Consider the following 22927-nt stretch of genomic DNA (forward strand, 5'->3'; position numbering starts at 1 on the left):
TGCCGATTTCGACCTCCCGCAGGCGACGGTCGCGCAGTCGTGTCGCAGATCGCGGCGGAAGGTATCAACGCGGTATCCGCAGCCATTCACGGGTTGACCAGAACACGCCGCGTGACGGCACTCGCGTGCCGCGAGTTCGCGTCGTCCTGCTCAACGCTTGCGGCGGCTGGCGCGTACCTCGAGCTTCTGCGGGTATGGGTCCGCCGGGATCCGCTTTGCCGGGTGGTCCGTCCAGGCAGTCACCTTGCTCTCACGGGCCAAACGCTGCCGGCACCGATCCCCGGAACCCGGACCGCGGGGATCAACTCAGCGGAGCCCCGAAGACACCCGCACGTCCCAGGCGCTCCCCTGCTCGCGATCGAGTACCGTGACCGCCTTGTTCTTCAGCCCGAAGATGTAGACCAGCAAGCTGACCCCGATCACGACCGTCACGTAGAAGATGAACCAGCCCACGTGACCGGCCGACTTGGACGCCTGGAAAAGCACCGGCGCCGTACCGCCGAAGACGGAGTTCGCGAGCGCATAGCCCAGACCCACGCCCAAGGCGCGGATGTCGGCCGGGAACAGCTCCGCCTTCACGATCGCGTTGATCGAGGTGTACCCGGTGAGGATGACGTAGCCGACGGCGAGCAACGCGAACGCCATCAGCGGCGAGGTGGTTTGCGGGAGGTAGGTGAGCAGGACGTAGGTGTAGACAACGCCACCAACGCCGAAGAAGATCAGGAGGGGCTTGCGACCGACGCGGTCGCTGATGATGCCGCCGACCGGCTGGAGCAGCAGCAGGAAGATCAGTGACAGCAGGTTGATCCACGTCGCCGTCAGCGCCCGGTCGGCCCCGAAGGTGGACTTCACAATCGCCGGCGCGTTGACACTGTAGGTGTAGAACGCGACCGTGCCACCCGCGGTAATGAGGAACACCAGCAGCAGCGGACGCCAGTGTTTGGTGAACAACGCCGTCAAGGACCCCGCCGTTCGGTCCTCACCCGCACGGATGGCCTTCAGATGCGACTCGCTGAGCGACTCGTCCATCGAACGCCGAATCCACAGCACGACCAGGGCGGCGATGCCGCCGATGAAGAAGCCGATCCGCCATCCCCAATCGTTCAACGCCTCGACATCGAGAACGCTGAGCGCGATCAGGAGCGTGAACTGCGCGAGTACGTGACCGCCCACGAGGGTGACGTACTGGAAAGACGACAAGAAGCCGCGCCGATTCGCGGTCGCCGCTTCGGACATGTACGTCGCCGAGGTGCCGTACTCCCCACCCGTGGCGAATCCCTGGACAAGCCGAGCGAGGACCAAAATCACCGCCGCCCAATACCCGATGACTTCGCGTGTCGGCATGACCGCCACCACGAAGGAGCACGATGACATGATGGTGATGCTGAGCATCAGGGCCGCCTTGCGGCCACGACGGTCGGCGAACCGGCCGAAGAACCAGGACCCCACCGGTCGCATGACGAAAGTGACCGCGAAGATCGCATAGATGTACAGCGTGGAGTTGGCGTCGTTCTCGTCGAAGAATTGCGCCTCGAAATACGTGGCGAAGACCGTGTAGATGTACACGTCATACCACTCGACGAGGTTTCCTGCCGAACCCTTCATCGTGTTGAGCACCGCCCGCCGGGTGCTCGTCGGAGCGCGGGTTGGACCGGACGGAGTCGCGTCATCGCTCATCCGTCGACGATAGCGGATCGCCCTCCCACACCTGGGCGAGTCACCCAGGGGCGGTGTCAATTCGCTGCCCGGGTCGTCACCACGCAATCAGCACACCGGAAGGATCATGGCTTCCAACTGGAAAGTCTTCGACCAGAACCCGCGCGCCGCAGAATCGGCCGAGGTCGGCTCGACGATTTCACCTCGACATCGCCAAGCCCGAGACGACGGCGTCCGCGCCCGCATACCCGCCGGGACACCGGTCGCCGAAGAACTGCGCCCCTCCACGCGAAATCAAACACCAAAACACGAAATGTGATAACCGCAAGCACTATTCGAACATAGATGAGCTTTATTGTGCCCAAATGCTGAAACTACCTACAGAACAAGGTGATACCGCGCCACGGCGCCGACACCCCACATCACAAACCGGGGACATGCCATCACACCAGGTCACAGCACCATCACACCCGAACCGGCCCTATTGCGATCCCGCACCCCGTCGCACGGGCCCCCAGGTCCTCGCACATGCACTCGCTGTTGCGGGCACACCCAGACGCCTGTCCGTGTCGGGCTGATGGACCGTTCCCGAGGCCCGCGGGACGCGTGTCACCAGACCAGTTCAGATGGTTTTTCGACGCGGATCCTGCAGTCCATCGTCCAGGTGAGGGGTATCCGCGGGGAGCGACCTCCGGTGCACGTGGCGTGCCGCACCAGTCGTGGTTGCTGCGGCAATCGGCGACGGTAGCTCCTCGCACGCGACCGATCGGTAGAACACACCATTGCGGGTGACATGCGTCAGGTCACCAGAATTTTCACGAGTTCGGCTGTCGCAGTACAGGCTTGTCGATCTGTTCGCGAAGGATGTCGCCATGACCTGCGTGCCTGGCGAACTCTTGGATCATCAGAAGCAGTGTCCATCGCATGCTGACGTTTCCCTCGCGGGGATTGTCCTTGTGATCATCGAGATCGAAGCGGGACGCGATCGCACGTGATCGTTGGCTTGCTCGCTCGAACTCAGCGATCACATCTGCCAGCGACTCGTCGTCGGCGACGGCGAAGGTGCCCTCGTCGCGGCGCGAGTATCCATCGCATTCGGATTCGTCGAGTCCTGCCCAGAACCGTTGGAACCAGATCCGTTCCGCGGCAGCGGCATGCTTGATCAACGAGATCGGTGTCGTCAGCGATGCGACGAGTCGCCGGCGAGCGTCGGTATCAGAGAGGCCGCGGGCAGTCTCGATCAATGCCTCACGGTTACGGTCGAGCATGTCCTCGATGATCGATCGCTCCGTGCCGGTAGCAATTGCATTGGTGGCCATACGCTTTCACACCATCCTGTCGTGTAGTTGGTCAAGGACCGTCCGCAATGTAACGGTCGGGCCGGGTTACGCAAGACGGCGATCCATTTCGGGAGAGGAGCGAAACGTCCGGCGCCGAGAAGGGGAACGAGCATTTGATGCGCTTGCCGTCAGGGACTGCGGCCTCCGGAGTGCCGCAAGAACGGGCCGGCGTCAACACCGCAGCCCGGGCGTTCGGGGGACTGCCCTGCACAGACTATCGCACAGTTGAAACAGTCGTCTTCTGAAACTGATGGAAACTGTCGGATTCAGAAGTCGGGTGCACGGGTTTCCGATGCCCGTGATCAGAAGTCCTGGGCATCCTCGGCATCGGATCCACAGCACCGGTTTCAGGTCCGGTACGAGGACAACCAGGATCTCGGTATCCCGCGTCCACAACCTCCCATCGCAGCGAAGATTCACCGCCGCGCCACATCACGGACGACACCCTCATCGCAGGTCGGCCGCCATGGGCGAGCGGGCTCGGGTTACCTCAGACGGGCCCGCACGACCGTGACCGCAAGTTGGACGCGGTTGTCGCTTCCGGTCTTGGCCATCGCGCTGGCCACGTGCGTCTTCACGGTGGTGATACCCATCCGCAGGCGGCCGGAGATTTCCGCGTTGGACAGGCCTTCCCCGACCAAGATCGCGGTTTCGCGCTCACACGGAGTCAGTCCGACCAGCGAATCTGGTTCGGACGCAGGGTCGGCCACACGACGCGCGGTGACGGCAGCAGTTACGACGCGGAGGAGAAGATGGGGGCTGAACGGGCTGTCGCCGTCGCGGCGCGGCGAATCGACTCCAGCAGCAGATCCGGCGCCGCGCTCTTCGCGAGGAAAGCGCAAGCGCGCGGTCGCGGAGCACTCACGCGACCAGGAACTGCCTACCGGATGAAACGAGTTACCACATCTCAAGCGCCACCGCCGCCCTCACCGCGCGCTGCCATCGCACGTGGATCGAGGGCCGGACCGCGGCCAGACGGGAGAAGCGTTCCCCTGCGCCCCAAACATTTCAAGCAGCAGGAATGCACGGCTCTGCGAAGTGCGTCAGACTGCGGTATCTCGCCGCAATCGGGTGTTCTCCGCCCGCAGCCGCGCAAACTCTTCCGCTTCGGCCTCTTCAGTGGTTCACGATGGGCGTGAACACCCAAATCCACTGCACCGCGATACTATTCAAAAACAACCCAACCGCCCCTCACACGACCAAGCTGCCCGCGACGCTGTTCTCGCCGCCACGACGCAGGCACTCGACGCAAGCGATTGTCGAGGACCAATGGCGCGTCGAGAGCCCCGGCACACGACAAACACCGTCGGCCAGACCCTGTTCACCGATATCCCAGCCACTCGGCCCTCCTCGAAACAGTTCTGCGCGAAGCCATCGTCTATCCGGGACTCGACACGACTCAGGGCGGGAACGTCGCTGATCGTGAACGCCCGCGCATCCAGATCCTCCAGGGCAGAGACCATCACCGGACTCGGCTCGCTCAGCCACTCGCCGTCACACGTGCACCTGTCAACCTGATCGGGCTTGGCCGGATTCCGAACCGCCACATCCAGCATCTCGCCCGGCGCCACATCCACACTCGTCACCTGCACGTCGGCAACCCCGTACCGGACAGCGAGCGCCGCCAACCCGTCACGGACCCATAGAGCGAACCGACCGCCACGGTGAACGGTTCTCAGCCATCCGCCGAGTCGGGCACAGACTGCCCGGTGTGGCGATTGTGAACCAGTCGTCCCCGTCCCTCGTTATAACCAATGAGGGGTCCGCATCGACCCCACCCCCAGACAAGGGAGCGACCTGACATGCCGTCCGACGACCGTAACCAGCAGCAGAGCCTGCGGAGCGCCCAGCCAACACTTCCGCGCCGTACAGTTCTCGTCGGTATCGGGGCTGCGGCAGCCGCCTTGGCCGCCGGCAGCGCGCTGTTCCGCAGAACCCGCGCCTCGGCTGCGCCCGGCGCCAGCGCCAGGCCAGCCACGAATCCCGCGAGTGCAGCCGTGCCGACCGGCGAGGTTCCCGTCGGTGGCGGCGCGGTGCTCGGCGATGTTGTCGTCACACAGCCCACCGGTGGTGACTTCCGCGGGTTCTCGTCGACATGCACACACGCGGGATGCACCGTCTCCGACGTCTCCGGCGGCACCATCAATTGCCCGTGCCATGGCAGCAAGTTCAATCTCGACGGGACTGTGCGCACCGGTCCGGCGTCCGCTCCGCTCGCACCACGAAACGTCTCCGTTCAGGGTGACTCGGTCGTGGTCGGCTGAGGTATGTGACAGCGCCGTCGGTGGCCACGCTGATGCGGGCGACTGACTCGTCGTGCGACAGAAACGACGAGCGCGTACCTGTCATTGCTGTCGCCACGGAGGAGCTGTCATGAGCGGCGATCAGTATCTCGGCGCGGAGCTACGCGCCACCTCTACCCAAGTTTCCAATTCGACGCGGCGACCGCGAAGGTCCGACCGCTCGTCGCGGAAATCAACCACCTCCACGATGCGAAGCACGACCCGTGGGGTGTCAGCTCCTGGTGGCTCACCGGGGGGCCGTCGCCTGCCGACCTCGCCACTGTGGAGGGGACGACGAGGGGGCCCGGGCAGGGTCACCGGGATCGGTTCACCGGTGAGGAAGTGCCAAAATTCCGACCGACCCTCCCCCTTGCCCTGATCGAGCAGGGTCGATTCCATGTCGGGGGCCTGCACGAATCCGACGTCGGTGAAGAATTCCGGCGCCCAGCGAGCCGCGACGGAGGCCTCGTCGGTCAGTCCCATCAGGTGCATTCCGGCGGGGTTGAGAGAGCAGGCGACCGGTGTCGTAGTCGGCGATTGCGACCGGGTTCTGGGCGTACTCGATCACCGACAGCAGCATGCGGGCTTCCGTTGCATCCGGTTTCCTCCCGGTCATCCTTCCCCTGCGTCGATGAAGGGCGCCGCCATGGTGTCGACCAGCTCAGGTCGAGCCTTCGCAGTGCTTGTAATGATTCGAGTGAACACCGAAGAGGTTCGACCAGTCGACCACCCCCAGAGCCGTGCAGCGTGCGGCGTGCGTATGCCGGTGTTCCGACGAGGTCACCGAGCATTGCTTGATGGTGATCTTGGCCAAAGGACTCTTCATCGGAGCACACGTTGGGGCACCACCTGAAGCCGATCCGTCGTTCTCGGCGCAGCGCCCGGCTACGGGACCAGGCAGATGAAACTCGCGAGCGTGACGACCATTGCACTATCCCCCACACCCACCGTGGGTGACATCCGGATGATGCCGGGCCTGCTCGTTGAGGTCGAAGACCCTCTCGGCCTGGGCCAGGTCCGCATGAACCAGGGCGCCGGTAGCCACGTCGATGACCTCACCCGCGTGGTGACACATCAACGCCAACCGGTCGGTCAAGGTATCGAGCCGTTCGTGAAACGCTGTCCGTATACGACTCGTCAACGGGCACGTGCTTGACGATCTGCTCCCACTCGACGGCCTCGACATCCAACGATCCTGTAGCCCTTTTCGACCTCGGGCGTTAGCAGAGCCCCGTAGACAATCGAAAAGGCGATCCGAAGTTGGTGTGTCAACCATCCAGCATGCACTCTTCGTTCAGGTTGGATCCCGTGTGCGGCGCGAGTACGTCGGAATAAGATTAAGGCGCAAGCCGGGCGATTTCGGCGCCGTCGCGCCAATTCCCGCAGCGGCGAGCGCGAGTGGGCAGTTCCGGCGACCCGGCCGAGCCCCCCGCCTCGTTCGCTGATGGGAGGCGGTAGAGGCGGTCACCGTCGAGGGCCCGCCGATGATGGCCACAGTCGAAAGGCCAGCTGATGAAGGCACTGATCTACCACGGTCCCGGCCGGAAGGCGTGGGAGGATGTCCCCGACGCCACCATTGAGAAGCCGACGGACGTGGTGGTCAAGATCGAGACCACCACCATCTGCGGCACCGACCTGCACATCCTCAACGGCGACGTGCCCGCGGTGCAGGACGGGCGCATCCTCGGCCACGAGGGCGTCGGGACGATCACCGAGGTCGGCTCGGCGGTCACCTCGTTACAGGTAGGCGACCGGGTCATTATCTCCTGCATTTCCGCGTGCGGGCACTGCGACATGTGCAAGCAGCGGGTGTTCTCGCACTGCCTGGCCGACGAGGGCGCGTCCGGCATCGGCTGGATCTTCGGGCACCTGATCAACGGCACGCAGGCCGAATACGTCCGAGTGCCCTTCGCCGAGACGTCGGTGTATCCGCTGCCTGCCGGGGTGACACCGCAGGAGGGTGCGATGCTGTCCGACATTCTGCCGACCGGTCACGAGATCGGCGTGCAGTACGGGCACGTCAAGGTCGGTGACGTCGTGGTGGTCGTCGGCGCGGGGCCGGTGGGGCTGGCCGCGATCATGACCTCGCGCCTCTACGGCCCGTCGAAGGTGATCGCCGTCGACCTCGACGCGAACCGGGTGGAACAGGCGAAGCGATTCGGCGCCACACACGGTGTGCTGTCCAGTGACGAGGACTGGAAGGACCAGGTGATGGCGTTGACCGACGGGCTCGGCGTCGACGTCGCCATCGAGGCGGTGGGGATACCGGCGACCTTCCAGATGTGTCTGGATGTCGTCCGCCCCGCCGGGCACGTCGCCAACGTCGGCGTGCACGGCACCGGCGTGCAACTGCCGCTCGACACGCTGTGGATCTCGAACATCAACATCGCGATGGGCCTGGTGAACACCGACACCACCGCGACGCTGCTGAAGATGGTCGCCGAACACACCCTGCCCGCCGACCTGTTCGTGAGCCACACCTTCGACCTCGGCGACATCCAGAAGGCCTACGACGTGTTCGGCCGGGCCGCCGAAACGCAGGCGCTCAAGGTCGTGCTCAACGCCTGACACCGAGTCGGCGCCACACGCCAGATCCGCCGCAGTCCGACACTCGGAGTATCCCGATAGGACTGGGTGACTGCAGTGACGACGACCGCCGCGAAGACCACCTGGCGTTCCGCCGATGTGACCCCGTTGAGCGACGAGACGCTGGCTCAGTTGGACAGGTGGTGGCGCGCACCCCCCCCGCGCGCGACGAGCGCAGAGAGCGCCGTCGCCGGGCAGGAAGGCCCAATCTTTCCCAGCGACAACGGGACACCGTACGCGTCGAAGGAGTCCGCCCACGTGTACCGGGAGTTGGGTGCGCTCCGTTCGCGCGGAACCGCCGGAACATGACAATGCGTTAGCGACATCGCCGGCATCCACACTTCAGCGGCAACCTCATCCAACCGCTCGACCACCGGCGTCTTGTTCGTGGAGCCGTAGTCCATCACCACGTTCACGTCGAGGCCGGCGCGGGGTAGGTGTGCCGTCCACACAGCTACTCCGAAGGCGAACGCCGCACGTTCGAGAAGGGAGTTTGCCACATGGCCGGGTCGACAACCGGAAACCGGCGGCCGGTCACGTGGGTGGGAACGAGTCGGATGAAAAGGTTCTTCGCCCCGGCCTGCCACGGAAAGAGCGGCAAATCCACGGTGTCCATCAACTCGTCGACTTCACGGATCCCCTCCGCACGGCCCTTGATCACCACGCTCCACGCTTCGCGCGACGGAGCCTCGTAGCCGTCGACTTCCAGCGCAACCGGCGCATCTGACAGCGCAGCGGACACCTTGGTGCCTCTTCCGGATCGAAACACGAGGGTTCCATGATCGACCGCATAATTGAGGGGAAAGATATCCGGGTGGTCGTCCACCCACACAGCGAGACGGCCAACACTCTCGGTACGAAGCAGCGCCCAACATTCGTTGACAGCGAGTTCCCTGAGACTTGGCTCATTGCTTCCCATTGTCTTTGCCTCCTGTCGTCGCATCAGGTCCGGTGCTCGTTCACGTTCCGCGCAACGATCCACCTCCACGGATCATCGTCGTTGTCTCGGCTCTACGCGACGTATCTGCCCCAATCCACTGTCGGACAAATAGCGGGTGTCGTGGCCTCGACCAGCGCGTGGTGCGTGCCCGACCGGACCGAAACCCGATTCGGCGCCCAACTCGTGCAACTCGGCGGCGCCCGACGTGTGCCTCCCAGAATCGAACGCGGCCGAGTCTGATCGGTAGCGCCGCGCTATTGCCAATGGCGCCAACGCAGTGATCACGGGCGGGCCACCCTGCAAGCTCACATTGCACACAAAGCACGACGTCCACGCGAATTTGCCCACCTCGACCGATCGCGGACTCGAGGTGGGCACCGCGTCGTCGCGGTACCAACCCCGCTCGATCAGCGATACCCCGTGCGCAGGTCGGTGTGTTGTACCGGCGTCCTTCTCCGCATGCCGACGATCCTCGGGTCCCAATCCCATCACATGCTGGTACGGCTGCCCCGCGCGAGACACCGCAATGCCCGCGCCCAGGAAATCCCCCCTTTCGAATGAACAGAATACTTTCTGGCGCAATCCAATTGGAAGATCACTCCCGCTTCGATCATTCTTCAGAGCGCGGATCGCACCCTCGAGGTACTGGCGGCTCGGCGTACGGAAGTCATCGAGAACCACCGCCCGTCCCCAGCCTCGGTGATATACCGCCTGGCCCGGACGACCTGAACCAACCGCACCCCGAGTCCGCGATCCGCGGCAGCAATGCGCCTCCATCACCGGCGCATCATGAAGCCAGTCACGCTGTCGCATGTGCCACCCTCGAAGGCGGTTAGCCCTTCCAGGACGTGAGGTAGGAGCCTGGCCGCAGGACGAATGCTGCGTGGTCGGTTTCGTCGGTCTCGTGAAAGGACGCACGATATGTGCACGTTTGCGGAACTACGACAGATAACACGCCTCAGCAGGCGCGACTCCGCTCCTCCCTGGTCGTTCGACTGGGTCGAAGATCTCCGGTCCGATGCCCTCGCCCGAATGATCACCGAGCGTGAAGAAGATCTCGAATCACTTGTTCCACAGATGAAGTCGGACGCCGCGACGGATCAACCGCCGGACCGATTCACGGGGCTGTTCGATCACGCTCTCAGACTGGCCGGGCAGCGGACGCTACTCACCGAAGAGCAGATCCGGCGCGGCATGCTCGCGGAACAACCTCATCGGCATGGTCGCCACCCCGTCCTGGATGTGCTCCACGCGGGTGATACTCGCCGATCGGATCGTCGAAGACCTGCAGTACGGGTGCGCAGCGCCACACGGAAGACGAGAGCGACTGAACTCACTTCTCTGGCTGCGACCCCCGCGCGGCCACGTCCATCTCCGTATTACTTGACCAATCCGATCCGGCCGAAGTGGACGTCGGTCAACGCATTGTGGGCGGGTTGTTCCCGTTCTGGCTCCATCGCACGGAAGCATGCCGACTCATGCCCTTGCGAACAACGAACCGAGCGCGCCAGCGAGCATGCGCATCAGTTCCTCGTCGTCGGATGCACACGTCACGCATCTGCGCCTCGCACACCTTCGCGTTCGTCGAGCCGGGGCCCAACTCGAATGCCGAGGTATTCCTTCGTGGTCGGTCGCAGTGAAGCAGTCGCCGCCGATGACCGTAATTACTTGCTGCTCCAGGGCCCCGGCAACCGATATAGGGCCTCCGCACGCGTGGAGCGACACTGAGCGCCCTGTCCCGGCCGCAGGGAGAGGCATCACTGCCCAACGTTCAGACAACGACGGTCACCAGGTGCCATAATCAGACATGGGATACGGCACGGATGAAGCAGCCGAGCAACCGATCACCGAACTGGACTCGGAGACGAGCTGGCAGTTGCTCAGCTCGGGCGCCTTGGGGCGGCTCGCCTCGAGCGTGTCCGGGCGGGTCGACATCTTTCCCGTCAACTACGTCGTCCACGAAGGCAAGGTGTACTTCCGAACTGCGGAGGGATCCAAGCTCGTCGAGCTCACCATCCACCGGGACGTCGCCTTCGAGGTGGACGAAATAGCCGAGAAATCGGGCTGGAGCGTTATCGTCCACGGCACCGCGCGGCGCCTGCAAAAGCTCAGCGAGGTCGCCGCAGCCGACGAGTTGCCTTTGCGGTCATGGCTGGCCACCCCCAAGTTCAATTACGTCGAGATCACACCCACCGAAATCACCGGTCGCCGCCTCATCTTCAGCGACGAACCGGAACGCTGAACCCCCAAGCTGCCTCTGCTCTCCTCCGGGCCGCCCCCCCAAACAACCCTGCAGTGACGACCACGGTGCCAAGTACGCGGCCGCGAGCGCGAAGAGGGATGGGATAGGGCGCCAGGCACTTCTGTATGAGGCGCCGGAGAGTTGGATGGGATCGGACCGCGTTCCCTGTTGGAGAAGTACGTACTCGGTGAGGCAAGACGCCATGGACCACATCGCCGCCGCACCTCCCGACGCGGCCGCCTCGCCCGCCACGAAACCGACGTCGTAAGCCAGGACCGCGACCATCGCGCCGGACAACAACGCGGCAACCTCAACGCCGATCCCAACCCCATCGACAGACGTGACTGGCGGCACCCATTCGGCCACCGCCCAGACGGCACCGCACCCAGCCCCACCCCCTGCCGCCAAACTGAGGCACGGTTGCGGAAACTCCGGCACCCGGTGGTGAACAGTTTGCTCGGGTTCTCTGACGGGCCGATGTATTCGCTGTTGTACGAGTGCAAGCTCGGGCCGGTAACGTATTTTCTCGTGAACGGGCTCCCTACCACGCTCGATGCCGATTGTCGGTGTCTGGTGATGGCGCCCAGACCGTGAAAACTGCGAAGCCGCACGTTCGGCACCCTCATCAGCAGGCCGCGGTCGACAGCGTCATCGAAATGCGCGGATTGTCGAAACGCTTCGGTGGTCTCATCGCCGTCGACGCGCTCGACCTCGACGTCCATCGGGGTGAGGTCTTCGGGTATCTCGGCCCCAACGGGTCGGGGAAAAGCACGACGATCCGCATGCTGTTCGACTTCATCCGACCGTCCGCCGGAACTTACACCGTCCTCGGTGGCAGCGGCGCCGACCCGGCGATCCGCCGCCGGCTCGGCTACATCCCCGGCGAGCTCCAGTTCGACCCCAGATACACGACGGCAGACCTGATCGCGTTCTACGGCCGCCTACGCGGTGGAGTCGACACGACCTACGTCGACGAGCTTCTCGAACGCTTCGACCTCGATCCAGTGCGCCCGATCGGACAACTCTCCACGGGCAACCGCCGCAAGACCGCAATCGTGCAGGCGTTCATGCATCGTCCGGAGCTGTTGATCCTGGACGAACCCACGGCGGGTCTCGACCCATTGCTGCAACACGAGTTCCACCAGCTGATCGGCGACGTCAAACGCGACGGCGCGACGGTGTTCCTGTCCTCCCACGTCCTGCCCGAGGTGGAAGCGCTCGCCGACCGCGTCGGGATCTTGAGGAAGGGCCAGCTCGTCACGGTGGCGGCCATCGACCAGCTCCAGCGCCAAGCCCGCCAGCACGTCGACCTGTACGTTGCCCGCGAAGCAAGCGCCGAGCCGTTCGAGAGCCTTCCGGGCGTCCTCAGCGCTACATCGTCCGGTGCGTTGATCAGGCTCGTCATCGAGGGGAACGTCGACGCCGTCCTCAAGCAGGCCGCGACACTGCCGGTGCGGCGGATCGTCACCCACGAGACCGATCTCGAGGACGCCTTCCTCAGCTTGTACCGGGACGAGCCGAGCCCGTGAGGGTCCTTGGGCGTTACCTCGAGGACCGGCGCCGCTCAATGGTGTGGTGGTCGGGCGGCGTGGCTGCCTACGTGGCGGTCAACAACGCGTTCTACCCGACGATCAAGAACGTGACGGGCATCGAGAACCTCGTCAAGGACCTTCCGGATACGTTCAAGACCCTGATCGGCTCGAGCGACCAGATCCTCATCACCTCGCCCGCGGGGTACCTGCAGGGACGTTTGTTCGGCCTCATCCTGCCCATCCTGCTGTTGATCTTCGCCGTGGGAGCGGGCGCGTACGCAATCGGCGGCAGTGAGGAGGACGGCACCCTCGAACTGCTCTTGTCCAACCCGGTGACCCGCGGACGTGTCCTGATCGAGCGATTCGTCGCAGTGGTCGCTCTGTCGCTCGGCCTTGGGATCGTCACCACCGCGAGCCTCCTCGCGTTCTCCCCGCCGTTCGGCTTGCTCGAGGGCGTATCGATCCCCGGGCTCGTCGCGGCGGTGTTCGCGGCGACCGTATTCGGGCTGATGCACGGTGCGATCGCGTTTGCTGCGGGCGCCTGGACGGGCCGACGGTCGGTGGCGATCGCCACGGCCGCAACCGTGGCGGTGATGGGAAATCTCCTCAACGCCGTCGCGGCATCGAGCGAGAGCTTGCACATCTTGCGCTTCGCCTCGCCCTGGCACTGGTACGGGGGCCGCAACATGCTCTCGCAGGGAATCGCGCTCGAGCCGTTCCTCGCTCCGATTGCCGTTTTCGTGGTCTGCGCGGCGGTGGCCCTGTGGAGCTTTCGACGGCGGGACCTGCATTGACCGCCCGCACGTGGGGTGACGTCGAACCGGTGTACCGGATTCATTTCGTACCGGCGAGCAGCGTGGCAGTTTCAGCAGTTCCCTGCACGGACTCCAGAGGAGCAGTCGTTGGTGCAGACTTCATCCGAATGGGAGGCGGCAATAGTCATGTGCACAACGCGATCATCTACTTGCCGAAGTCCATTCGCGATATCTGGGCGCAGCCGTGCAGTGGCGAGGACGGCGGTGGCGGCAGCGAGGACGCTGGCCGTGGTCTGGCGGCGGATTCCCTCCAGCCACGAATCCAGCCACCCCTCCGGTGGTGGTTACCATGAGCGTCGTCGATGCTCCCGTCCTACCCTGAATTGAGGCCGCCGGGAAATGGTCGGCGGTGCCGTCGTCGACCGCTGAAGGAGTCCCGTGTCCGGTGACACAGATCCGGAACTCACTCCCGCCCCGCGTGGTCGGATCACCCACATGCTCAGCGCCCGCCCGTTGCTGCTCCTCGCGTTCGCGTTCGCGGTCATGGCGGACCCCGTCTCCTCCGTGGCCTACGCCATCGAGGCTGCCCTGCGAGCCCTGGGCGGTGATCTCGCTCTGCTGATCCCGACCATGGGAGCAGTCGTTGCCATCATCGCGGTGGTGAGCGTGAACTACCAGCAGCTGATTGCCCGTTACCCGCAGGGAGGCGGCGCGGCGGCGGCCATCGGCGAGGCCTTCGGCGAAGGCTGGGCGTTCGTCCCTATCGCAGCCCTCGTCGTCGATTTCGTCCTGACGATTGCCATCAGTGTGTCGGCCGGGGCCTCCGCGATGATTGCATACTTCCCGTCGCTCAGAGCCGAGCGGCTGATCCTGGCCCTGGCTTTGATCCTGGTCGTCGCAGCAATGACCTGGTTCGGACACCTGGGCCGGCTGGTATTCGCGGTGATGACCATCGCCTTCATCGCCGTGACGATCACCGTGTTGCTGTACGGGTGGGGTGCGCCGCCGCAGCCGGTGGGCACAATCGCTGCCACCCCGAGCAACCAGCCCCTCCTCGCAATGGCATTGGCGTTCCCCGTAGCGATGGCCCTGGCAACCGGCGTGGAGGCACCCTCGTCCGCAATCGCGCAACTCGGCCAACTCGATGACGCCGGCCGCCGCAGGTTCGGGAAGATCACATTGTGGATGATGCTCGGCATCGTCGGAACCATCACGATGGGACTGACTCTCGAGGCGCACCATCTACAGATCGGGATCCCCACAACCGACACCACCCAGATCGCAGAACTCGCCCGGATAGCCGCACCTGCCCCGGTATTCGCAGCGTTTCAGCTCGTGACGGCGTTACTGCTGCTCTCGGCGGCCAGCTCCTCCTTCCAGGCGGGCCCGGGACTACTCAAAGCCCTTGCCCGCCATACCGACCCCGAGGGCCGCAGCACCGGCATCCTGCCACCACTGCTCGGGCGAACCAACCTCCGATACACCCCGTACACCGGAGTCGCACTGTTCACCGTCGTCGCCGCGGCCGTCACCGCCGCCGCTCGCGGCGAAGATCAAACGCTGGTCCTCTTCTACGCCGTGTCGGTATTCTTGAGCTTCCTCGCCGGCCTGGTGGCCATGGCCGTGTTTTCCCACCGTGAGCGCAGACCCGGCCGTCTGCTCCTCAATGTCGCCGGCGCCGTCGTGGTCGGCTTCACGTTGCTGATCAATCTCGCTCGCGGGGAACCGGTGTTCAGTCTCCTCGCCGCCGTACTCATCGCCGGCGTGCTTCACCGTCTGTGGGTCCGCGCCGGCCGTCCCCGTGGCATCCACGCCGCCCTCACCCTCACCCCACCCCCAGCTTCATAGGACGCGGGCCACCGACGCACCACCCCCACTCGTCGCCGAACTACTCGGCTACAGCCACTCCGCCACCCACGTGACAGGCCACCGCAAGGGCAACTCCCTACGCCCGATACGCCACCACAGTGCACGCCGACCAATAGTGCCGAATCGAATATGCAGGGTTACCAGCAGTCCGTCGGTACGAGGTCAACCAGGGCCGATAGTCATGGCCCTCGACATAGCTCCCGCCGGGAAGATCATCGAGCAGATCCAGCCCAAACCTCACCGTCCACGGAGAAGGACTACCGACGGCGCCAACAATGACTCTGACTACAGTCCGGACGGGGCAGCCCACTCAGTCCGCAGAGAACAGACCCATCCCGATGACGAGCCACGACCTGGGGAATTGGTGATCGTCGCCCGCACCGAAAGCGGTGTCGCGCAGATCGCCCGCCACCGACTGTCCGCCCTGGGGAACCCAAGAATCGTCGCCGCACACTACCCGCATCACCGGAAGCGACGGATCGGTACTGCGCCTGCCCAAACCCCGCCCGCACTTCCTCGCCCTCGGTGAGGGCGCACACCGCTGGCTGACCGACGCCGCCGCCGGAGGAGTCCCAGAATCCGCCGCAAGATGGCCAGGGCAGTCGAATTCGCCCACGTTCCCAGGCGCCGGACCGGTCGATCAGGCATTGGCCGTGGCCGCGGCGGGCCGGTTCGGCGACGGGGATCTCGCCTCGATCCTCGACCACCTGGCCGCCGCCGCACAGCCCGGACCTGTGGTGGTGGTCGACGAACCCACTCCTCTCGAGCCCGGCACCGCCGGATGGGGCCGGATGGGCGCATGAACAGCAATTCGGCGCCCCCCCGACGAGCTGGCCAAGATCTGCACCCGTATGCGGCTGCCGTATCTGCGCAAGGCCGCCTTCGACATCGCTCGCGACCGCCAGGGCCCAACGCTGGGACCCGGCCGAGGTGGTGCGTGTGCTGCTGCAGGAGGAAGTCGTCGGCCGGGACGCCGCCACCTTCGCGGATGCGCCGCAAGAACGCGAATCTCAACCGGCAAGACGTTCTCGTCGTGGCGCCCGGAGGAGTCCTCGATTCCCGAGGCCATCCAGAACGCGCTCACCACGCTCGAATGGGTGCATCGCCGGGAGAATCTGGCCGTGTCCGGAGCGTCCGGGACGGGTAAGAGTCATTTCGTCGAAGCGCTCGCGCACGCGGCGATCGAGGCCGACCTGCGGGTGGTGGTTCACCCTGGAAACCCTCACCCAGACAGTGAACAATGCGAAGGCCGACGGGTCGGTTGCCCGGACGGTGGCGAAGGTCTGCTCCTGCGATCTCGTGGTGGTCGATGACATCGGCGTTCTGCCCGCCGGCCAGGACGCCGCCGAGGCGTTCTATCGCATCGTGAGGACAATCGCCTCTATAGCCACCCGTGCGGGGTCTGCGATCATGGCCGCGAGGTACCGAGACGGGAGTGCGCACTCGGCCTCGATCCAAGGAGACCGCAGGTGTCAGACTTCGACGAGCGCGAGTGCGGGTCGCGAAAGCCACAGTGGAACAATCGCTGCAACGAGTGATGGATCGGTTACAGCGCGAATGCAAGGGCATGTCGGTCGAGGAGACGAAACGTCGTGTGGCCCAGGCGTGGGAGGATGCCACGGATGCGGCGATCACCGATCCCGAGTTGACGATGTACGCCACGGAGCTGGCCGCCGGCTCCCGGGTCATCATCAGGCTCGAATAGCGGGCGCAGCCTGCGGTGTCACCCGGACCGGGGGTCCCGGGGTCACCGGCCGTAGGCCACCAGGGTGGTCCACATCGTCTGCACCGGAGTCTCATGCTTGTCGAGCATGATCGTCTTCGTCACCAGGATGTCGCTGCCGGCGGCCTGGCGGAAGGAGTCCAGGACGACGTCGCAGATCAGGCGGTCGCCGACTGCGATGGGCCGGTGGAATTGCAGGCGTTGATCGGTGTGCAGGACCTCGCTGGGGTCGTAGCCGGTGACGATCTCGTCGAACAGGTGCTGCTGGGCAATCATCGCGACGACAGACCCGAAGGTGAGCGGGGCGATCAGCCCGTCGTAGCCGAGGCCCCGGGCGGCATCCTCGCTGCGGTGCGCGGGGTGCGGGTCCTGCAGGGATTTGGCGAATTCTCGGATCTTCTCGCGGCCGACCCCGTAGAAGTCGGTGACCCGGTAATGGTGACCGACCAGACCCGCCGTCCGCTGCGCCCGAACAGTCCTGGCGGCGCGGGTCGTGGTCACGAAGGAAAATCTACCCGACCCGACGCCGCACCGCTCGGCACCGGGGACCGGTCCCCGGCACGGCGCGCGTGTTCGACGGGGCGGGGCGACAACGGATGTCGTGCTCGGCGCACACTCGTCGAACAGCAGGTAATGGCGCCCGGCCAGGCCGATCCACCCGGCGCCTCGCCCCTGGACCCGTCGATCCAGCACCGGCTGTCGGTTCTCGAGCGATCTGGCAGGTGTCCGCTGACAAGGTGCAGGCGATGCCGCGGCGGATATCGACCAACTCCGCGACCGGCTCGAAGCCGCGCTCGACGATCGGGCCGATGCCAATGCTGCCGCCCAAGCCGCGGAATCGGCGGCTGCGCTGGCCGAAGCCCGACGTGAGCACGCCGCAGTCCTCAACCGGTGGCAGCAGCAGATAGATACCGCGGAGGCAATCGTCGAGTCGCTCCATGCCCGCAACACCGAGTTCGGCAGCGAGATCGACAGGTCACTGCATCCGAACGCGCACTGGCAGCGTCGATGGCCACCATTGCCCGTCTTGAAGCCGATCTCATCGAGGCCCGGACCTCAGTTCAGTCCGAACGCACCCGTGCGGACGCAGCCCGCGACGAACTCGCCACTACCGAGACGGATCTCGCTATCGCCCAAACGCAGGCAAAGGCGGCCCGGGAACCAGCCGACGAACTGCGCGCCGACCTCGCCGAGGTACGCAGCGCCAGCTCGACCGTCGCAGACGACGGGCGGAAGTGAGCGTTGACGGGCCGCCCTAGGAGGTTGTTTCCGCAGAGCTACGCCAACCCGTTTTCGCTACCGATCACCTTCTGCGTGGTTGCGGTCGGCGGCGACTGCTTACGAATCGTCGAGCGGGTGGGCGTGATCCGCCGCAGATGTGCCCGGCCCCTGGACGGCTGTGGTTGATTTTCGTCATTGCCCTTGGTCGCGTTGTGCGGTTTCTCCTCGTACGTCCGTTGGAGGCTTGTGCGCCTTGACCGTTCCCTACCTGCGTGCGGCTGTGTCCGGTCGTGCTTCCGGCGCGGGCTCGTCCGGGGACTCCCCCGCCGAGTCGATGGGCGTCGTGATCCGTGGTTTGCGCCGTCTGCGCGGCTTCGGCTGTTGTTCTTCTTGGACCGAGTGAGACGGAGTTGTTCCCGTGCTCGAGCGTCCCCGGGTCGCCCGCCGCCTCGGTGGGCGGGTTCGACGCTCGTCGGGGCGTCGAATTGTCCGTCCTCGTCTTTTCCGTGGTCCAGTTCCTCGTCGACGGTGGAGTCCTGGCGGTCGCCGGATAGCCTGATCGCGGTGAACGCAATCCTCATCACAAGATTCTCGCTTGCGACACGAATATCTGCAGCGAGATCAACCCCCGGTCCAGCCCCAGCCACTGCCCCAGAGAGGGCGGCGATTGTTGGCTTCGGAATATTCGCAATGGGCAACACTGTGCTCTTTTGATCGATAATTTGCTGCGCGAGGTCAGCAGCGTCTGGCGTGTCCCGCAGTCCTCCTTCACCTTGCTGACCCTCGCGCGCACGCCGAGAGCGGTCTCGACGCCAAATCGACCCTCCCATCGGAAGGTTGATACCTCACATTCAAATCCTAATTGGAAAACTATTACTGGCGGTTCTACCTTGGACATCGGGATGCTGACGGTCTACAGGCAAAATGTCAGCGCTACTTGAACGTCAATGCACCACACTGGCCCATGGCCCAGACCTTTTGGAGTGACTCACCATGTCGAAGATCCTTTTCGTGATGACCGGCGTCGACTACTGGACGCTCGCCGACGGCACCAAGCACCCAACCGGATTCTGGGCCGAGGAAGCCGTCGCCCCGTACGAGGCCTTCACAGCCGCCGGGCACGAAATCGTCGTGGCTACCCCCGGCGGCGTCGTGCCCACGGTCGACAAGGGCAGCCTGGCCCCCGAGGTCAACGGCGGCCAACAAGGGGCCGACAAGATCAGCGCAGCTCTCGCCTCGATCACCGAGCTCGAACACCCGATCACCTTGGAGGACGTCAATCTCGGCGACTACGCCGCTGTCTTCTACCCTGGCGGCCACGGACCCATGGAGGATCTCGCAGTCGACGAGACCTCCGGCAAGCTCCTGATCAACGCGCTGGACTCCGGCAAACCGCTCGCAATCGTCTGCCACGCCCCAGCCGCCATGCTCGCTGCCACTCAGCCGGACGACAGCAACGCTTTCGCCGGCTATACAGTCGCCGCATTCACCAACGCCGAGGAGAGCCAAGCAGGCTTGGCCGAAAAGGCGAAATGGCTGCTCCAGGACCGACTACTCGAGGCGGGGGTGAATGTCCAGGAAGGAGAGCCGTGGGCCCCGAACGTGGTCACCGACCGAAATCTAATCACAGGCCAGAACCCGGCGTCCTCCGCTCCCCTCGCGGTCGAGGTCCTCGAGAAACTGGCCTGATCATGAGAACCGACCGGCGGTTCAGGGGGTGCCTCGCCGCCACCCACGGGCGTGGCCGGTCCGCGCACCAGCATATTCACGCCAAGGCGAGGCGGCGTCCAGGACCGTCGTCGTGGGCGCCGCCTCTTTGGGCCCGGTCGATCTGGGTGGTGGCGAGCGTGTCTGTTTTCGAAGCGCGGTCAACTCCGATATTTGTGGGTTGGGTACCGCAGGACGGTTATTCGGCTGGAGTGGATCGCTCATCTAATGTCGAGCGTGATCCGAACGTACAGTAGAGGATTGCTCAATATGTCGCTCGCGGGTCACTCCCAGGCGCTGCCGTCACCACCCGCATGATTCGTCCGGACGGTGCGGGGTTCCCGTTCCCCGCCCTTGCCTCACCGGTCGTCGTCAGTGATCTAAGTCAGCCCGAAGCCAGTCAGCCCGGCCTCGCACGTCACCCTCACCGGAGCCGGCAAGGACCGGATCCACTCGAAGATCTCACCATGATCGGGCGTCAGTCTTCGATCGAACAGCTCACCGGTCCGCCCGTCGAGGCCGCATGCGACGACCGATCGTGCATGCACATCCAATCCGACGCTCGTACGCTGACATTACTGGGGCCCAGCCCAGCCCTCATATCGTCTAATCCGGTTCGAAAGGACGGGTCTCTCCTGTTCACGTCGGCCCTGAGTCATGTCAATACAGATAGATTTTCCTCATGGGACATGCAGATTCCAATGACCCGGACGGGCGTCCAGCTGCGCCGGCGACGAGCCCACGACCGGACCTCAACCTGCTGCGCACCTTCCTCGCCGTATTTCGGACCGGTTCCTTCACGGCGGCAGCACACCTGCTCGGGTTGTCGCAGCCCACAGTGACTACCCAGATCCGCGGGTTGGAACGCCAGATGGGGCGCTCGCTGTTTGACCGGTTGGCACGTGGTGTGGCGCCGACACCGGCGGCTCACGACCTCGCCTCCCGCATCGCCACGCCCCTGGATGCACTCGCTGCCGCCGCTAGCCAGGAGCGGCCAGACGCTGGGCACGGCCCACCTGTGCACCTCGCGGGCCCCGCGGAACTTCTGTGTGTCCGTGTCCTACCAGCCCTGGCTCCACTGGTCGCCGACGGTATCCAACTCCGGGCGACCATGGGCTTGACGGACACCCTGCTCAACGAACTACGGTCGGGCCACCACGACCTGGTTATCGCTACCACCCGCCCGCGAGGCCGTACCCTTGCCGCCGTACCTCTGCTGGACGAGGAATTCATCCTCGTCGCAGCTCCGGAATGGGATTACCGAATCCGGGACCGACTTGCCACCGACGGCCCCGCCGCGCTGCACACTGTCCCCCTGGTCACCTACGCGGAAGATCTGCCGATCGCTCGCCGCTATTGGCGCCATGTTTTCAGCACCCGCCTGAATTGCCCGCCCGCGATCACAGTGCCCGACCTCCGCGGCGTACTCGCAGCGGTCACCGCCGGTGCAGGATTCGCCGTGCTGCCCCGCTACCTCTGCCACACTGAACTCGCCTCTGGCGCGCTCGTCACCCTCCACGAGACCGACGATCCACCTATCAATACCGCCTACCTCGTTCAGCGGCCGGGAACGTCGGACAACCCCAACGTCGCCCTCATACGCGATCACCTGCTCCGGCTGGGACCTACGTGGTGATACTACCGAGGCCTCGCGACGCCGGGGCCGGGAGCGGCGACACACTCCGGCGAAATCAGCGCCATGGCTCGCGAACGACTCTCTCTCCCTGCTGGTGTGGTAGCTCCCCTGCGGGTGTCCCGATTAGCTCCCCGCGATGACGATTCGTCACCGGACGGGGCTGCCGGGACTGCGCTGGTCAGTGAGTTCCGGTCAACGGCCGGCTTTCGGGACGTGCCGGTAAGGTTTCCCTTCCGTACGCACATCCGCTTGGCGTGGTGGACCGACCCTCGGTGGCGTGACCGATGATTTTTCCGCGCCGTGCCGGTCTGTACACCGAGTACCGACTCGCGGGAGGCTGACACCATGCGGAAACTGACCTTCGCCATGAACGTGAGCCTGGACGGTTACATCGCCGCGCCCGGCGACGACCTCGGCTGGAGTGTGCCGAGCGACGAACTGTTCCAGTGGTGGTCCGACCGGGTGAGGGCGACAGGCACGGCGCTGTACGGGCGCAAACTGTGGGAGACGATGAGCTCCCACTGGCCGACCGCCGACCAGCAGCCGGGTGCCACACCGGCGGAGATCGAGTTCGCCCGTCGCTGGCGGGACATGCCGAAAGTGGTCTTCTCCTCGACGACCAGCACGGTCGACTGGAACACCCGCCTGGTCACCGGCGACGCGGTCACCGAGATCACCCGGCTCAAGGCCGAGGACGGCGGCCCCATGGATATCGGCGGCGCCACACTCGCCGCAGTGGTCATGCGGGATGGGCTGATCGACGAGTACGCGATCGTCACCCATCCGGTCCTGGTAGGGGGCGGCACGCCGTTCTTTGCGGCCCTGGACAACTGGGTGAACCTGACCCTGGTGGAGACCGGGACGTTCCCTGACGGCGTGGTCCTGACCAGGTACGAGACCAGGCGCTGAGTACCCAACCTCGGATCGGCCCGGGCTTCGGGCCGATCCGAGGATCTCGTGGCGCTGTGTTTCGAGGCGATCGTGATACCCGTCCCGGATCACAGACCGTGTATGTAGAGGATCCGCTTTCGGGACGAGCGCCGACCCTCCCGGGTGTGCGCTGGGCGCCGATCTCGTCCCGGTGTAGGTTCCTTGGGTTCGTGCGGTGATCGCAACACCACTGATCAAAGGGTGTTGCACATGGCGAAATATTCTCATCGGATGGTTCCGGAGATCTTTCAAACGTTCTGGGCGGGGATGGCGGCGGGTGAGTTCATCACGGACGCGGCCGAGGCGGCCGGCTCGTATCGCAAACAGGGCGCTCGGTGGCTTGCGGCGTGCGGTGGGGTGCGTCCCCGGCGTGGCCGCAACCTCAAGGGCCGGTGTTTGACGTTCGCGGAACGGGAAGAGATCGCGATCGGCATCGCCGCAGGTCACACGCTGCGTGACATCGCGAAAACCCTGAACCGGAGTCCGTCGACGATCTCGCGCGAGATCG

The 22927-nt window shown here is 65.0% G+C and carries 24 protein-coding genes and 1 pseudogene; 16 read left to right on the plus strand and 9 right to left on the minus strand.

The window, feature by feature from the left end; all coding sequences use genetic code 11:
* Nucleotides 1-306 precede the first annotated feature (306 nt).
* Complete coding sequence (locus AZG88_RS01965) at nucleotides 307-1677, minus strand: MFS transporter (RefSeq protein ID WP_061696878.1); 1371 nt, start codon at nucleotides 1675-1677, stop codon at nucleotides 307-309.
* A gap of 106 nt (nucleotides 1678-1783) precedes the next feature.
* Between AZG88_RS01965 and AZG88_RS51420 the strand changes: the two genes are divergently transcribed.
* Nucleotides 1784-1975: a hypothetical protein gene (locus AZG88_RS51420; RefSeq protein ID WP_143548650.1), complete on the plus strand. Its 192-nt coding sequence runs from the start codon at nucleotides 1784-1786 to the stop codon at nucleotides 1973-1975.
* Between the two features lie 496 nt (nucleotides 1976-2471).
* Here AZG88_RS51420 and AZG88_RS01970 read toward each other — a convergent pair whose 3' ends face one another.
* Complete coding sequence (locus tag AZG88_RS01970) at nucleotides 2472-2975, minus strand: DinB family protein (RefSeq protein WP_061696879.1); 504 nt, start codon at nucleotides 2973-2975, stop codon at nucleotides 2472-2474.
* A 506-nt stretch (nucleotides 2976-3481) separates the two neighbouring features.
* Nucleotides 3482-3706, minus strand: a complete 225-nt coding sequence (locus tag AZG88_RS53255; RefSeq protein ID WP_061043991.1) for a response regulator transcription factor — start codon at nucleotides 3704-3706, stop codon at nucleotides 3482-3484.
* 1092 nt (nucleotides 3707-4798) lie between these two features.
* Here AZG88_RS53255 and AZG88_RS01985 point away from each other — a divergent pair.
* Nucleotides 4799-5260 (plus strand): QcrA and Rieske domain-containing protein, encoded by a 462-nt coding sequence (locus AZG88_RS01985; RefSeq protein WP_061696881.1) that lies wholly within the window; start codon nucleotides 4799-4801, stop codon nucleotides 5258-5260.
* A gap of 120 nt (nucleotides 5261-5380) precedes the next feature.
* On the opposite strand, the gene AZG88_RS53260 is transcribed toward AZG88_RS01985, so the two are convergent.
* On the minus strand, nucleotides 5381-5761 hold the full coding sequence (locus AZG88_RS53260) for a hypothetical protein (RefSeq protein WP_231913782.1): 381 nt from the start codon (nucleotides 5759-5761) through the stop codon (nucleotides 5381-5383).
* 448 nt (nucleotides 5762-6209) lie between these two features.
* Complete coding sequence (locus AZG88_RS49445) at nucleotides 6210-6374, minus strand: hypothetical protein (protein ID WP_373560039.1); 165 nt, start codon at nucleotides 6372-6374, stop codon at nucleotides 6210-6212.
* 416 nt (nucleotides 6375-6790) lie between these two features.
* Here AZG88_RS49445 and AZG88_RS01995 point away from each other — a divergent pair, with 416 nt between their 5' ends.
* Nucleotides 6791-7846 carry a zinc-binding dehydrogenase gene (locus AZG88_RS01995; protein ID WP_061043995.1) on the plus strand — a complete coding sequence of 352 codons (1056 nt, stop codon included), beginning with the start codon at nucleotides 6791-6793 and terminating at the stop codon, nucleotides 7844-7846.
* A 66-nt stretch (nucleotides 7847-7912) separates the two neighbouring features.
* Nucleotides 7913-8173 (plus strand): hypothetical protein, encoded by a 261-nt coding sequence (locus AZG88_RS51425; protein WP_197487763.1) that lies wholly within the window; start codon nucleotides 7913-7915, stop codon nucleotides 8171-8173.
* Nucleotides 8174-8318: 145 nt separating this feature from the next.
* On the opposite strand, the gene AZG88_RS02005 is transcribed toward AZG88_RS51425, so the two are convergent.
* Nucleotides 8319-8783: a pyridoxamine 5'-phosphate oxidase family protein gene (locus AZG88_RS02005; RefSeq protein WP_061043996.1), complete on the minus strand. Its 465-nt coding sequence runs from the start codon at nucleotides 8781-8783 to the stop codon at nucleotides 8319-8321.
* 1828 nt (nucleotides 8784-10611) lie between these two features.
* Here AZG88_RS02005 and AZG88_RS02010 point away from each other — a divergent pair.
* The 7 genes from AZG88_RS02010 (at nucleotide 10612) to AZG88_RS52450 (ending at nucleotide 16907) form a co-directional block, all read left to right on the plus strand.
* Entirely contained in the window at nucleotides 10612-11046 is a 435-nt protein-coding gene (locus tag AZG88_RS02010; protein WP_061043997.1) for a pyridoxamine 5'-phosphate oxidase family protein, read from the plus strand.
* 590 nt (nucleotides 11047-11636) lie between these two features.
* Entirely contained in the window at nucleotides 11637-12575 is a 939-nt protein-coding gene (locus AZG88_RS02015) for an ABC transporter ATP-binding protein (RefSeq protein WP_231913777.1), read from the plus strand.
* 59 nt (nucleotides 12576-12634) lie between these two features.
* On the plus strand, nucleotides 12635-13372 hold the full coding sequence (locus AZG88_RS02020; protein WP_231913778.1) for an ABC transporter permease subunit: 738 nt from the start codon (nucleotides 12635-12637) through the stop codon (nucleotides 13370-13372).
* Nucleotides 13373-13771: 399 nt separating this feature from the next.
* Nucleotides 13772-15181, plus strand: a complete 1410-nt coding sequence (locus AZG88_RS02025) for an amino acid permease (protein ID WP_095867552.1) — start codon at nucleotides 13772-13774, stop codon at nucleotides 15179-15181.
* 410 nt (nucleotides 15182-15591) lie between these two features.
* Nucleotides 15592-16005 (plus strand): hypothetical protein, encoded by a 414-nt coding sequence (locus AZG88_RS51430; protein ID WP_095867551.1) that lies wholly within the window; start codon nucleotides 15592-15594, stop codon nucleotides 16003-16005.
* 48 nt (nucleotides 16006-16053) lie between these two features.
* Complete coding sequence (locus AZG88_RS52445; protein WP_197487764.1) at nucleotides 16054-16515, plus strand: ATP-binding protein; 462 nt, start codon at nucleotides 16054-16056, stop codon at nucleotides 16513-16515.
* A gap of 224 nt (nucleotides 16516-16739) precedes the next feature.
* The gene (locus AZG88_RS52450) at nucleotides 16740-16907 is read left to right on the plus strand and encodes a hypothetical protein (protein ID WP_179443164.1); all 168 of its coding nucleotides are present in this window, start codon (nucleotides 16740-16742) and stop codon (nucleotides 16905-16907) included.
* Nucleotides 16908-16949: 42 nt separating this feature from the next.
* Here the strand turns inward: AZG88_RS52450 and hadA are convergent, their stop codons facing one another.
* Nucleotides 16950-17426 (minus strand): (3R)-hydroxyacyl-ACP dehydratase subunit HadA, encoded by a 477-nt coding sequence (hadA, locus tag AZG88_RS02035; RefSeq protein WP_061696886.1) that lies wholly within the window; start codon nucleotides 17424-17426, stop codon nucleotides 16950-16952.
* Nucleotides 17427-17933: 507 nt separating this feature from the next.
* On the opposite strand from hadA, the gene AZG88_RS02040 reads away from it, so the two are divergent.
* Complete coding sequence (locus AZG88_RS02040) at nucleotides 17934-18164, plus strand: hypothetical protein (RefSeq protein WP_061696887.1); 231 nt, start codon at nucleotides 17934-17936, stop codon at nucleotides 18162-18164.
* 38 nt (nucleotides 18165-18202) lie between these two features.
* Here the strand turns inward: AZG88_RS02040 and AZG88_RS55430 are convergent, their stop codons facing one another.
* A complete protein-coding gene (locus AZG88_RS55430; protein WP_156517408.1) occupies nucleotides 18203-18976 on the minus strand; it encodes an enoyl-CoA hydratase-related protein in 774 nt (257 codons plus the stop codon).
* 163 nt (nucleotides 18977-19139) lie between these two features.
* Between AZG88_RS55430 and AZG88_RS02045 the strand changes: the two genes are divergently transcribed.
* Nucleotides 19140-19835 carry a type 1 glutamine amidotransferase domain-containing protein gene (locus AZG88_RS02045; protein WP_061043436.1) on the plus strand — a complete coding sequence of 232 codons (696 nt, stop codon included), beginning with the start codon at nucleotides 19140-19142 and terminating at the stop codon, nucleotides 19833-19835.
* A 404-nt stretch (nucleotides 19836-20239) separates the two neighbouring features.
* Here AZG88_RS02045 and AZG88_RS53265 read toward each other — a convergent pair.
* Nucleotides 20240-20407 (minus strand): annotated as a pseudogene (locus AZG88_RS53265) (IS110 family transposase); the annotation flags it as partial.
* Between the two features lie 128 nt (nucleotides 20408-20535).
* Here AZG88_RS53265 and AZG88_RS02050 point away from each other — a divergent pair.
* The 3 genes from AZG88_RS02050 to AZG88_RS02060 form a co-directional block, all read left to right on the plus strand.
* Nucleotides 20536-21489, plus strand: a complete 954-nt coding sequence (locus AZG88_RS02050) for a LysR family transcriptional regulator (protein ID WP_082833199.1) — start codon at nucleotides 20536-20538, stop codon at nucleotides 21487-21489.
* A gap of 345 nt (nucleotides 21490-21834) precedes the next feature.
* Nucleotides 21835-22398: a dihydrofolate reductase family protein gene (locus AZG88_RS02055; RefSeq protein WP_061043437.1), complete on the plus strand. Its 564-nt coding sequence runs from the start codon at nucleotides 21835-21837 to the stop codon at nucleotides 22396-22398.
* Between the two features lie 231 nt (nucleotides 22399-22629).
* A partial coding sequence (locus AZG88_RS02060; protein WP_231913779.1) for a helix-turn-helix domain-containing protein occupies nucleotides 22630-22927 on the plus strand: 298 nt, incomplete at its 3' end.

Origin of the sequence: Rhodococcus sp. LB1, from assembly GCF_001583455.1 — a bacterium.
GTDB classification, from domain to species: Bacteria; Actinomycetota; Actinomycetes; order Mycobacteriales; family Mycobacteriaceae; genus Rhodococcus_F; species Rhodococcus_F opacus.